Below are 12,913 nucleotides of genomic sequence, written 5' to 3'. Positions count from 1 at the left end.
GGTATTAACTATGTATCGTTATAATAATAAAAAAATCTTAATCGTAGATGATCAAAAACCTTTCCATGTCATGCTCAAAGCGATGTTAATCAACCAAGGTGCTACTAATATTACCTTTGTTGAAAGCACTGACCAGGCAGTGAAAGTAGCGAGTCTCATTAAGTTTGATATCTATCTGTTTGATTACAATTTAGGGGCAGGTAAAAATGGCGTACAACTTTTAGATTACTTAAAGCAAAATAAGTTAATCCCCGCTCACGCTCTGTGTTTTATTATCACCGGCGACAGCAATAAACGCATGGTATTAACGGCCATGGAAAAATCACCTGATGATTATCTAATGAAGCCCTTCTCTCCTGTTCAGCTAAGTACGCGTTTAATCGCTGCTACTAAGCGTAAATCAATGTTGCAAGATATCTATAAAGCGATCTCAGATAAAGATTACCCACTCGCTATCTCATTATGTAAAGATAAGATCCAAGCCTCTTCAGAAAACCGAAACCTATGTAAAAACTTACTGGCTGAAATCTACATTGAGACTGAAGAGTTTACTAACGCTGACCGTATTTTAAAGCCATTAGTTGAATTAAGACCCTTGGTTCGCCCCTGTATTAGCTTGGGCAGATCGCTGTTCTTGCAAAAAAAATATAAAGAGTCCATTGAAGTATTAACACGTTTGATAGAGAACTCACCTTTGCAGATGGAAGCCTATCGGTGGTTAGCACACTCTTACAAGCAAGATGGACAATTAGATAATGCCTTAACCATTTTAACGCAAGCAGCTAATGCAACACATCATAGTATCGAACGTCATCAAGAAGTGGCTTTATTAGCTAATGAGATGGAGGAGTATTTAGTGATGGTCAATAGTTACAGCTCTATTTTATTCTTGAGTCGTAACTCTTTTTACCCAGATCCTTGCCACCTCGCGAATTACTTGCGCAGTATTCTTAACTTAGCGAAACAAGAAGCTGACTTAAATGAGCGCCGACAGATTCTAAAACGAGTCTCTTCAACCTTGTATCAAAGCCGTTTTGAAGAAGGAAAGAGTAAAGACTTTAACTTTAATGGTTTTGATGAAATCTACCAAGCCAACGTATTATTTGCTTTAAACGAGCCACTAAAAGCTAAACGCCGTATTTTTAACACCTTAAAAAACACAACCGGTGTCGTAGAAGATTTTGATACCACTTTTTTAATTGAAAGCGCTTTATCGTTATTGGATATTGGTGAATTTGAGGAAGCAACGCCTTTATTGGCCGAGTTAAACCAACGTCATATTATCGACCAAACCACTGAGATAAATATCAAAAAACACACTGGGCAAGCGTTACAAAAGCGCATGAATAATTTTAAAGCACATAATAAAGCGGGTATCGAACATTTCACCAATGGTGAATATGAACAAGCATTAGAACGTTTTGACCAAGCATTATTATTAGAGCCATTAAATTCAGGTGCAATCTTAAACCGCTCGCAGGTGTTTATTCATATGTTACAAAAGAACCCTAAAAACAAAGGGGATTTAATTGTTAACTTCCAAAATACCACTGCATTATTAAATAATACACACTTGCCTGAAGTACACGCTGAACGTTTACAAGCGCTCCGTTATGAGTTCAAAAAAATCAAGAGCGCTATCTAGTCTCTAAATAGCTGAATAGCTTAAAACACTGCTTAATATCCTTTGTATAAAAGGCATTAAGCAGCGTTAGGATAATACCAATGATATTAAGCTAGGCTTTTATTCGGCCCAAAGACTTCATAATGGATTTTATCATCACTGATCTGTAACGCTTTCAATTGCTCATATACCGCTTTCATCATGACTAATGGACCACAAATATAATACTCAGCACCAGCAGGTAATAGCCCCTGTATTTTCTGTAAATCAATCAAACCTTGATGTTCATTTCCCGTCACATTATCGGTTTGTTGATAGAAACAGTAAGCATTGACCTTGGCTTGCTCAACTAATAAATCTAACTCCCCTTTAAAGGCATGATGTTGTTGGTCTTGTGCGCCATGTATAAAGTGGACTTCACGCGCTGTCGTTTGTTTGCTTAAGGTTTCTAACATAGCTTGCATCGGTGTGATACCTACACCACCACTAATCAGAACAGCTGGATTATCGGTTGCTTGTAACACAAACTCACCACATGGTGGTGTCACTTTTACTGTATCACCCACCTTAAATTGACTGTGTAGATAGTTAGAAACAAGCCCTTCTCCTTGGCCATTTAATTCTTTTTTAACTGAGATACGGTAACCTTTCCCATCAAAAGCGCCCGACAGGCTATATTGTCTTATCTGCTGATAGTCTTGACCCTGTGGTGTTAAATAAATACTGATGTATTGACCAGCTTTATACTCTGCAACTGGTTTTTGATCATTAGGTTGTAGATAAAAAGAGGTGATCAAAGGCGTTTCTTGCTGCATTTTTACAATAGTGAAATCACGTGTATCAGACCAACCACCGGCCTTTTTAGCATTTTCTTCGTACAGTGCTTTTTCTCTTTCAATAAACACATTAGCCAGTACACCATAACCACTCGCCCAAGCTGCAATCACCTCATCACCAGGGTTTAACACTTCTTCAATAGCTTCTAGCAACGCACTGCCCACCAGCGGGTAATGCTCAGCTTTAATGCCTAAACTGGCATGTTTTTGCGCGATACGCTCTACATCACCTAGGATAACAGACAAGTTATCGACATATTTTGAGAAAGCATAAACCGCCATCGCTAATGCTTGCTTTTGATTACCCGACTTCTGATTGGTCATGTTAAAGATATTTTTTAATTCAGGATTTTTCTCCAAGAGTATTTGATAAAAACGTCCAGTGATCTGCTCGCCATATTCAGCCAAAGCAGGTGCGCTCGCTTTAATTATCGTAATTTCATTATCTGTTAACATGTGCCACCTCATTAAGTTGCATTTAAAATACTTGTTTAAACTTAAAATGCATATTAAATACTTATTTTAAAAGATGCAATTAAAATGCATAATTAAAATCAAACCATCAAGTTCAATAAACAACAGAATCAAACGGCGTTAAAAGGTTATCTATTGCAGCTCACTAAACATACAGATTATGCGATTCGTGTATTAATTTACTTAAATACTCAGGTTGATAATGCACCATTAGCAAAGGCGACTGACATTGCAGAATTATTTGGGATCTCCTTTAATCACCTTACTAAGGTCATTCATCACTTAGGTAAAGCGGGGTTTATTCAAACCGTGCGAGGAAAAAGTGGCGGGATAAAACTAGCTAAATCCGCAGACCTGATCAATTTAGGTAATGTGATTGAAGTGATGGAAACAACCCTGGCTCCGGTGAACTGCCAAGATCCACCTTGTCGATTAAATAGCGTTTGTTTGGTCAAGCCTATCTTTCATAAAGCAATGCAAGCTTTTCTCGATGAATTAAGAAAGCACAGCTTAGCAGATATCTGTATCGCTAAAACCAATGATGTGTGGAAAGTAAGTTTAGATCAGCCTATTAATTTGGCGTAATCTGCGGTAGATCTACAGGCTCTGTTGTTGCAGTACTTGACGAGAATATTCCACCACTTGCTCGGTGAGTTGCTTCATTAACTCTCCGCCTAATTGCCAGCAATGCCAGTATAGGGGCACTCGTACCCGCTGCTCGGGCAAGATATCCACCAGCGCCCCACTCTTCAGGTGATGTTCAACACTGAAGGTACTATTAAAACTGTAAGCACCACTAGCTAAGGTTAAATCAACAAAGGCTTCCGATGAGCGAATGGTATGACAAGGATAGTGCCCCATCTGCAATTGAAAGTTTTCACGCATAAAAGCAAAGTGCATGTCATCATGTTGATCAAAGGACATCGCAGGAGCATGCTGTAAACTTTCTCTGTTTACCCCATTTTTAAAAAAGCGTTGAATAAAATCAGGGCTCGCCACACAAACATATTCCATGTACCCAAGGAAATGACTGTCACTACCGCTAATAGCCTTAGCTTTACTGGTTAAACATGCTAAGGCTTCACCGCTACGCATACGTTCCCAAGTCGTTGATTCATCTTGTACAAATAGATTAAGTTGCACATTATTTTTCTGAATAATCGGACTTAACGCAGTGATCAACCAACTGGCTAAACTATCTGCATTAACCGATAAAGGTAAGGTTTGTGCTTGGTTAGTTTGTAGATCAAGTTGCTGATTTAGCTCCATCTCTAGCTGTAAAACCCGCTGATAATGGCCTAATAAAATACGCCCTAGAGGTGAAGATTGAGGTGGTGTAGAACGAATTAACAGTGGCTCACCAAACTGTTTTTCTAATAATTTAATGCGTTGAGAAATAGCAGACTGCGTAATAAACAAACGTTGTGCCGCACGTTCAAAGCTTTGCTCCATCACGACGGCATCCAAAGCTTTCAATAACTTATAATCAATTTGGCTTAAATCCATCGCTTATAACTTCCTCTATTCACCATTATTAGTAAAACTAATTAAACATTAAATTTATTAGCTACACTAACATAAAGAAAAAAACTATAGTAGCCACAACAAACAATCAGCTACTGGAATATTATGCTTACGACCTACTTTACTGGCCTCACGTTAATGGCCACTTTAATTATGCCAATTGGTATGCAAAACGCCTTTGTATTAAACCAAGGAATTCGTCGTCAGTACCATCTATTTGTTGCAGGATTTTGCTCACTTGCTGATGCTATTTTTATGTCCGTTGGTGTGTGGGGTGGTGCTAAGGTTTTTAATGCAAACCCATGGTTACTCACAGGTATTGGCGTACTGGGTGCGGTGTTTATGTATTATTATGGATTCCTCTCTTTCAAAAGTGCCGCACAAGGTGGCAATAACCTCAACGGAGAAAGTAAAAACCGCAACTTTAAAGCTATTTTGTTAGCGTGCTGTGCTTTTACTATCCTTAATCCACATGTGTATATCGATACTGTGGTTATCCTAGGTGGTTTTGCCGCTAACTTAACAGCTGATCAACGTCCGTGGTTTGTATTAGGCGGCGTAAGCGCCTCATTTATTTGGTTCTTTGGTTTGTCTTTATTAGGTCAAAAACTAGCACCAGTCCTATCTAAACCTAGAAGCCAGCAGATAATCGACTTTGTAATCGCTTGTATGATGTGGGTATTAGCTACTTATTTGTTATATTATGTATTAACGAATTAATAGACAAAGTTTGCACGGAAGATGCTAATAAAACAACATGATGAGCCACAGCTAAAACACAAAAAACGCATATTTGAAGTTGATCTATTACGTGGAAGTGCCATTGTGTTAATGGTTATCTTCCACTTTTGTTATAACCTCGCAGTGTTTGATTGGTGGAACATTAACACCAGTAAGCAGTTTGAATGGCAAGTCTTTAGAAGAGTCATTGTCAGCGGATTCTTACTAGCCGTTGGCATGAGCAGTTACCTCGCCTACTCCCAACAAATCAACTGGTTTAAATTGACTAAATCCACGGGAAAACTAATTGCAGTGGCTTGGTTGATCACAGTAGGTAGCATTTTCATGTATCCAAATGCTTGGATCTACTTTGGCATCATCCATTTTATTGCTGTGGCGTTACCCATTGCCGCAGTATTTTCTCGTTTTCCAAACACTGCGCTACTTTTAGGCGTGAGTTGCCTAATAAGTTACCAAATGGGTTGGCTCAGTATGAAACCAATTTGGGTGTGGTCCATCTATCATCTCAATATCCCTACTAAGACAATGGATTTAGCCAGTTTTATTCCTTGGATTGCATCGGTATTAATTGGTATCTATTTAATGCACAAATCATTATTTAATCTAAAAGCAAAAAATAATAAATTTACCAATACCTTAGCTCGATTAGGGCAGCATTCCTTAGCAATTTATATACTTCACCAACCTATTATGTACGGCATTATGTTTGCCATTACTATGGCATAAAAGTATGGCATAAAAGTAAGGCATAAAATTCAAACTAACCTATTATTATCTCTACCCCTGATATTTTGAGTTGCTGTAACCCATCTTGATACGGGCACTTATCAGTCATTTATTGTATTATGTCGCCACTTTTTTAAAATGTACCATTATTAGGAAGTCTATTTTGCATACGCTTGCACAACTTAAAGCTGGAAAATTAATTGGAATCAAACGTTTACAATTAGTTGAATCACTTACAGAATTTCCAATGGAAATTTTAACCTTAGCCGAAAGCTTAGAAATACTAGACTTATCAAATAATCAGCTTACTAGTTTGCCAAAAGAGATAGCGCAACTACGTCATTTGAAGATTATTTTTGCTTCTAATAACTGTTTTACAGAACTCCCTGAAGCCTTGGGCGATTGTCCTAAATTAGAGATGGTTGGCTTTAAATCTAATCAGATCACACAGGTTAGTGCAGCGGCATTACCTATGCCATTACGGTGGTTAATTTTAACTGATAACCAGATATCCTACTTACCGGAAGCGCTGGGTGATCGCCCTCGTTTACAGAAGCTTGCCTTAGCGGGTAATCAATTAAAGCGTCTGCCTAAGAGTACTGACCAACTATTAAATTTAGAATTACTGCGCATCTCAGCCAACCAATTACTAGCATTCCCTATTCAGGTATTAAACCTACCTAAGTTAGCTTGGTTTGCCTTTGCAGGTAACCCATTTTGTAGCACTAGCGCTGAGACAAAACCTTCAACGATTCAGGTGATTGATGCTTCACACTATGAGCTGCAAGAGGTATTGGGACGAGGTGCTTCTGGGGTTATCTATAAAGCCAAATGGGTTGATGCAGCAAACCAGGATAACCTATGGCCAAACGAAATTGCAGTGAAAGTCTTTAAAGGCGAAGTCACCAGTGATGGCTACCCTCAAGATGAATTAGATGCTTGCTTGAGAGTCGGTGAACACCATAATTTAGTTAAACCAATTGCGCGTGTTGTCGACGCAGAGCAATTAGCATTAGTGATGGAATTAATCCCACCACACTTTAAAAACCTAGGTTTACCGCCTAACTTTGATACTTGCACACGCGATACCTTTGAAGCAGGTTTTGAATTACCAATTAACACGATCAAGACAATAGTTGAGCAGATGCAAAGGGTCTTTGAACATTTACATAATAACCAAGTGTGCCATGGTGATTTATACGCTCATAACACCTTATTTGATGCGCAAGGTAATATCATCTTTGGAGACTTTGGGGCAGCCAGCACCTACCAAGGTTTGCTGCCTATGATCCAAGAGACCATTAAAGAGATGGAAGAACGTGCGTTTATCCACTTTATCGATGACCTGTTAAGTATTTGCCGCATTGAAGATAAAGAAAACCATGAATACCAAGCGTTAAAAGCATTAACCTTTGAAAAAGTTGAAATGTGCTAAAGCGTGATAATACACAGAACAAAAAACTAAATAACAGTATGAGCCACTGACAATATCAATAAGTGGCTCTTTTGATGTTAATCTAACAATTAACGTAATTCATCCACTACTGCTAACATCGCCACTAGTGATGCTTCGCCCAGCTTAATAGAGCGTTCTGGAGACCACCCCATCGTTGGGTCAGGTACATTATCATTATCTTTAAACGGCATCTCTAGAGTATTGGCTAAACAATCAAACTGTTCAGCCACCCAGTTTGTTGCCACCGTCATATTTGCTTCACCAGGCGCATCTATCTCATAACCAAATTTAGATTGGAAATCCGCACTGGCTAACTTAAAGACATCAGAGAATCTATCACGCAGTTTCGCTAATCTATCGTTATAACTTGGTGTGCCCTGTGAGCCTGCAAGGAATACATAGGGTAACGCCTCGTCGCCATGCACATCATAAAACAGATCAACACCAGTCTCTTTCATCTTATTAATCACATGGAAGACTTCTGGGCTTTTCTCTAGGCTTGGGTTTAACCACTCACGGTTTAAATTAATACCCGCAGCATTAGTACGTAAATGCCCACGTACACTACCATCTGGGTTCATATTAGGCACAATGTAAAAATTAGCTTTATCTAATAATAGTTTAGCGGTTGCATTATCACTGTCTAATAAACTGTGTAACAGTCCATCTACTAACCATTCTGCCATGGTTTCACCTGGATGCTGGCGAGCAGTGATCCAAATATTACGCTTGTTAGGGTCATCATCGCCTACTTTTACTAACGTTAAGTCACGCTTATCTAAAGTTTCGCCTAAATGCTCAAGGCTAACCAAAGGGTGCATCTGCACAGCCGCTAACAAGTCTTGATGACGTTCGTAGCTATAAGGTGCAAAATAAGCGATTTGAATACTTTCACAGTCCATATTAACTACAATGCTTAATTTACCATCTTTATAAAAAGTAGGTAAACGGAACCAATGTTGACGATCATAGGAAGCAACAGCTTGGTAATTTTCCCAACCTTCTAAATAAGACGCTTCACCCGCATTAACAATATTCATGACATATTGCTCGCCCACTTCGCCTTCTACACGGAAGTTAAACCATTGAAAAAACTCGTTACCCACATCTGGACGAATAGCCAATTGAACATCTTTTTTATCTTCTAAATTAATGACTTCAATGTTTCCCGAATCAAAATTAGCTGTAATGCGCATAACCTTTCCTTTGTAAATATCGTTAAAGAGTTTTGAGCATAACTGATTACGCCACAACAACAAGCCTTTAAGATTACGCGCTAGGTCATAAACAATTAAAAAAGCGAATTATTATGATAAAAAGTTGCGCTCACGCTCATCACTGAATGTTTGCATATGTTAATTTCAATAAATACTACAATATGACTAAATTATTAGAATGACTAAGGTAATTAACTATGAAACAACATCGCTTTATTATCCCTGCATTACTCGCATTCACTTCTGTCGCGCAGGCAAACGTGGCTTTTTCAAACCCTGATGGAGTATTAGGAGAGCCCGTTAACTACCCGCAATTTCAATCTATATTAAAAGCCTCAGAATTACAGATATCAGACCCTGAAGGTAAAAAAGGTAACAAAGAATACTTTGCATTAGATGGTGACTTTAGCGGTATTGTTAGCCCGTATTTCTATGTTGATAAAAAGTCAGAAGCCTTAGTGTTTAAAATGAAAGAAACACACCTGCGCAATGAAGTACGTGTACATAATAATTTTCGTACCGACTTACCAAACAAGCACTACACACTGAGTGCTGAGGTACAACTCATTGATCCAATCGGCTCCATGAAGGACTCTGATTCCAAGCAAAATGAAATCACCTTTCTCCAAGTACACAACAAAGGGTTAGATAACCAAGGTACACATAATGTCCCTCATCCACTGTTACGCGTGGTCTGGAAAGAAGATAATGACGGTGTAAAAGGCCATTTCTGGGGTATTGTGAAAAACAACGCAGTGGTTTGTAAAGGAACCTTTGGTAAGAAGAATAAAGATAAAGAGATGTGCAAAGCAGACGTCGCTTATAAAAAATATGATTTAGGTAAAGCAGCAACCGATAAAGCGACGGCCTTTGATATCACAGTAGGCAATAAACAATTAGTGATTGATGTCGATGGCAAGCGTCTTGTTGAACATGATATTGATTACTGGCGTCACCTATTAAGCTACTTTAAAGCCGGTGTTTATAATCAATTCACCCATGGTATGAGTGAAGCGCACTTCTACAAATTACAATATAAAGCAACAGAAACAGAGTAAATCATAATAGATGTTAACCCGCATTATTTGGGTTAACATTTCACTTTTTTGCAGGTCAGAAAATACTGTTCAAAAATTTAATCTATCTGTAAATATTTATGCATTTGCACTGATAAACGCCAATTACGCTCAATGCACACTTGCATACATAATGCCGTTGCCTTGGCTTTCTGAGAGATAGGTTGTAAGCTAATGGTTTTATCGTCTACTGATTTAAGCTTCGCTAATAAAGCATCTAACTGCTCAATATCCTTTTCAGTGCCAACCGGGTGTTTAATCTCATTAGCGCGTTGTAGAGCCTCTTTTAATACCTCTTTTTTACCACGCATATTTACTTTTGGTGATAAGGTCACCCAAGTTTGTTGATCCACCAATACAGGGTAAGTTCCACTGGTTTCAATTTGAATGGAAAAGCCAAATTCATGTAATACTTGTGTTAGCTCTCGTAGGTCGTACATACAAGGCTCACCACCGGTGATCACAATTAAGTTAGCGGTGTAACCTAAACGTTTTATCTCATCAACAATCTCTTTAGCCGAACAATCAGCCCAACGGTCAGACTCATTACTTTTATCCGTAACAATCACTAAATCAGACTTTTTATCCGGATCAATTTCCCAAGTATGCTTAGTATCACACCATGCACAACCAACATCACAACCTTGCAAACGAACAAAAATAGCAGGCACTCCGGTGTAAAAACCTTCGCCCTGGATGGTTTGAAATAGTTCATTTACTTTATAGTTTTGACTCATTGACGTAACATGCCTTCTTTGAAATATACTTGCTCACTTTTTATTTGGGCTGTTTATAAGTGAATACAATAGGAAACACAAGCGTTATGAGCAAAAAGGTCGTGGTTATTTATTCTGGTGGTATGGACTCTTATACTGTTTTACACAAAGCGATTGAAGAAGGGTTAACCCCTTTTGCATTGACTTTTGATTATGGTCAACGCCATGTAAAAGAGATCCAAGTCGCTAGTGAGGTATGTCAATCACTGGACATCAACCATAAAATTATCGACATTACTGCAATTAACCAGCTGATTGGCGGGTCTTCTTTAACAGACAGCTCCATTGAAGTCGCAACCGGTGATTATGACAATAACAACATGGTTAATACCGTGGTGCCTAATCGCAATATGATCCTACTTTCGTTAGCTATCGGCTATGCCGTCTCGATTGGCGCTGAGCAAGTCTATTACGGAGCTCACTCAGGTGACCATGAGATTTACCCTGATTGCCGCCCTATCTTCGTTGATAAAATGAATGAAGTAGCAGCAGTGGCTAATTATGAAAAAACACAAATTCATTCTCCATATTTAAAGAGCGATAAAGTAGGCATCTTAAAAGATGGCTTAAGAATGGGTTTAGATTACAGCAAAACTTGGACATGTTATAACGGCCGAGAAAAAGCCTGTGGTCAATGTGGTAGCTGTAAAGAACGTTTAGAAGCCTTTGCTAGCAATGGTTTAACCGACCCAATTAGCTACGAAGCTTAAAATAAAACAATCATCATCTAGGATTAACATGGCTAATATTAATATCGACTTCACCCAACAAGTAGTCATCGATACACAACAGCAACCTTGGATAAACAGTCCAATGGCTGGAGTATTGCGTAAACCATTAGCCAGGTCTGAAGATGAAGTGCATATCACTAGCATTGTAGAATATGCACCTAAATCATATTTCAGTGAACACCCTCACCCACAGGGTGAAGAGATATTTGTGCTAGAAGGTGTTTTCTCTGACCAAGATGGTGATTACCCCGCAGGTACTTACCTGCGTAATCCTCCAAATAGTCGACATAAACCTTTTAGTGAACCAGGCTGTTTAATCTTTGTAAAGCTTAATCAATTCGATGATGCAGACCTGAAATCTGTTCGTATTAATACACAACAAGCGCCTTGGTTACAAGGAATTGGTAACTTACAAGTGATGCCACTACACGACTTTGAAGGCCAACATACCGCATTAGTAAAATGGCCAGCTGGCGAGCGTTTCAAGCCGCACAAGCACTTTGCTGGTGAAGAGATATTAGTGATTTCAGGAACTTTCCAAGATGAGTTTGGTCTTTACTCAAAGCATACTTGGATTCGTAGCCCACACATGAGTGAACATAACCCGTTTGTTGAGGAAGAAACAATTATTCTAGTAAAAACAGGTCATTTGCCAATATAACTGCATTATTTTAGATTAAGCGCTGCTAACAAACATAAGCAGGATCAACGCCAATATTTAACTAATTCAAGTTCTGCTATTCCAAATCTGCCATTTTTTTTATAAAATGTGAAGTTACGCCGTTATTTGGCATGCTTTTTCCTATTCATATGTTTTAAATCAGAGAGCTGAAATGTTACTAGATCCTTATTATATCCAGCAAGACAGCAACATCACCATCAGTGCAGAGCAAGCAAGTATCTTTGCCAAAAAAGAATGCCAAGACTTCAACCCTATTCATGACCCTGACTCAAAAAGATTCTGTGTACCTGGCGATCTATTGTTTTCATTAGCATTAAAAGAATACGGTGTAAGCAAATCAATGAGCTTCACTTTCACCAATATGGTGGGAGACAATATTCCATTAACTTTCCCTGAAGCAACAAGCGACGACATTGTTGTTACCAATGCACAAGGCAAAAGCGTACTAGAAATCAACAAGTCAGGTGAAACAACACAAGATTTAGGGTTAATTGAGTCTCTGATTAAAAACTATGTGGTTTTTTCTGGTCAAAACTTCCCAACGCTATTAATGCCGTTAATGAAAAAACATCAAGTGATGTTTAATCCTGCTCGTCCATTAGTAATGTACAACAGCATGAGTTTTGAGTTTGATAGCCTAACGTTAACAAACCCTCTGCGTGTAGAATTAGCTGAAAGTAAGCTAGAAGTTGAATCAAAACGTGCTAACGAATTTTTACATTTTGATATTTATGACGGTGATAAAATCATCGGCCGTGGTATTAAAACAGTAGTGGTTGGTGGTTTAAAACCTTATGACCATGATGCTATTACAGCCTTTGCAGATAATTACCTAGCAAACCGCAACGCATTTTAAGACTTTGCTGTGAACGCTGGGTTCAAATTATAATGATGCGGGAAAACTCAGTTTTCCCTTTTTTATACCTAAACACAACATGATTACCCACACCTCCCCAGCTATTTCTGTCTTTCAATAAAAATAAAAAATTTTTAAATCTCCTATTGAAAACAAATTTTAGTGCCCCTAAATAATAATACCAATTGTATTAA

The 12,913-nt window shown here is 38.4% G+C and carries 13 protein-coding genes; 9 read left to right on the top strand and 4 right to left on the bottom strand.

All coding sequences use genetic code 11. The features are described 5' to 3' along the window. Positions 1 to 1,645, top strand: a 1,645-nt coding sequence (locus DS885_RS06480; RefSeq protein ID WP_258546857.1) for a response regulator, incomplete at its 5' end; no start/stop codon positions are given. A gap of 86 nt (positions 1,646 to 1,731) precedes the next feature. Here DS885_RS06480 and hmpA read toward each other — a convergent pair. After that, entirely contained in the window at positions 1,732 to 2,916 is a 1,185-nt protein-coding gene (gene hmpA, locus DS885_RS06475) for an NO-inducible flavohemoprotein (protein WP_113818619.1), read from the bottom strand. A gap of 153 nt (positions 2,917 to 3,069) precedes the next feature. On the opposite strand from hmpA, the gene DS885_RS06470 reads away from it, so the two are divergent. Next, positions 3,070 to 3,519 carry an RrF2 family transcriptional regulator gene (locus DS885_RS06470; RefSeq protein ID WP_113818618.1) on the top strand — a complete coding sequence of 150 codons (450 nt, stop codon included), beginning with the start codon at positions 3,070 to 3,072 and terminating at the stop codon, positions 3,517 to 3,519. Positions 3,520 to 3,531: 12 nt separating this feature from the next. Here DS885_RS06470 and DS885_RS06465 read toward each other — a convergent pair whose 3' ends face one another. Next, entirely contained in the window at positions 3,532 to 4,440 is a 909-nt protein-coding gene (locus DS885_RS06465) for a LysR family transcriptional regulator ArgP (protein WP_113818617.1), read from the bottom strand. Between the two features lie 123 nt (positions 4,441 to 4,563). Here DS885_RS06465 and DS885_RS06460 point away from each other — a divergent pair, with 123 nt between their 5' ends. The 3 genes from DS885_RS06460 to DS885_RS06450 all read left to right on the top strand — a co-directional run bounded on the left by DS885_RS06460 (position 4,564) and on the right by DS885_RS06450 (position 7,360). Next, positions 4,564 to 5,178, top strand: a complete 615-nt coding sequence (locus tag DS885_RS06460) for a LysE/ArgO family amino acid transporter (protein ID WP_113818616.1) — start codon at positions 4,564 to 4,566, stop codon at positions 5,176 to 5,178. A 21-nt stretch (positions 5,179 to 5,199) separates the two neighbouring features. Further along, positions 5,200 to 5,925: a heparan-alpha-glucosaminide N-acetyltransferase gene (locus DS885_RS06455; RefSeq protein ID WP_113818615.1), complete on the top strand. Its 726-nt coding sequence runs from the start codon at positions 5,200 to 5,202 to the stop codon at positions 5,923 to 5,925. Between the two features lie 163 nt (positions 5,926 to 6,088). Next, positions 6,089 to 7,360 carry a leucine-rich repeat domain-containing protein gene (locus tag DS885_RS06450; RefSeq protein ID WP_113818614.1) on the top strand — a complete coding sequence of 424 codons (1,272 nt, stop codon included), beginning with the start codon at positions 6,089 to 6,091 and terminating at the stop codon, positions 7,358 to 7,360. Between the two features lie 89 nt (positions 7,361 to 7,449). Here the strand turns inward: DS885_RS06450 and DS885_RS06445 are convergent, their stop codons facing one another. Beyond that, positions 7,450 to 8,577: a M14 family metallopeptidase gene (locus DS885_RS06445; RefSeq protein ID WP_113818613.1), complete on the bottom strand. Its 1,128-nt coding sequence runs from the start codon at positions 8,575 to 8,577 to the stop codon at positions 7,450 to 7,452. 218 nt (positions 8,578 to 8,795) lie between these two features. Between DS885_RS06445 and DS885_RS06440 the strand changes: the two genes are divergently transcribed. Further along, positions 8,796 to 9,656 (top strand): polysaccharide lyase family 7 protein, encoded by an 861-nt coding sequence (locus DS885_RS06440; protein WP_113818612.1) that lies wholly within the window; start codon positions 8,796 to 8,798, stop codon positions 9,654 to 9,656. A gap of 77 nt (positions 9,657 to 9,733) precedes the next feature. Here the strand turns inward: DS885_RS06440 and queE are convergent, their stop codons facing one another. Further along, positions 9,734 to 10,411: a 7-carboxy-7-deazaguanine synthase QueE gene (gene queE, locus DS885_RS06435; protein ID WP_113818611.1), complete on the bottom strand. Its 678-nt coding sequence runs from the start codon at positions 10,409 to 10,411 to the stop codon at positions 9,734 to 9,736. An 86-nt stretch (positions 10,412 to 10,497) separates the two neighbouring features. On the opposite strand from queE, the gene queC reads away from it, so the two are divergent. The 3 genes from queC to DS885_RS06420 all read left to right on the top strand — a co-directional run bounded on the left by queC (position 10,498) and on the right by DS885_RS06420 (position 12,719). Beyond that, positions 10,498 to 11,160: a 7-cyano-7-deazaguanine synthase QueC gene (gene queC, locus DS885_RS06430; RefSeq protein ID WP_113818610.1), complete on the top strand. Its 663-nt coding sequence runs from the start codon at positions 10,498 to 10,500 to the stop codon at positions 11,158 to 11,160. 28 nt (positions 11,161 to 11,188) lie between these two features. Continuing rightward, positions 11,189 to 11,842: a cupin domain-containing protein gene (locus tag DS885_RS06425; protein ID WP_113818609.1), complete on the top strand. Its 654-nt coding sequence runs from the start codon at positions 11,189 to 11,191 to the stop codon at positions 11,840 to 11,842. A gap of 172 nt (positions 11,843 to 12,014) precedes the next feature. Then, on the top strand, positions 12,015 to 12,719 hold the full coding sequence (locus DS885_RS06420; RefSeq protein WP_113818608.1) for a DUF3581 domain-containing protein: 705 nt from the start codon (positions 12,015 to 12,017) through the stop codon (positions 12,717 to 12,719). The last annotated feature ends 194 nt before the right edge of the window (positions 12,720 to 12,913 follow it).

Origin of the sequence: Psychromonas sp. B3M02, assembly GCF_003318165.1 — a bacterium.
In the GTDB taxonomy this organism is placed as follows: domain Bacteria; phylum Pseudomonadota; class Gammaproteobacteria; order Enterobacterales; family Psychromonadaceae; genus Psychromonas.
The sequence above is the reverse complement of the archived record's forward strand: the minus strand, read 5'-3'. Positions and strand labels throughout refer to the sequence as shown.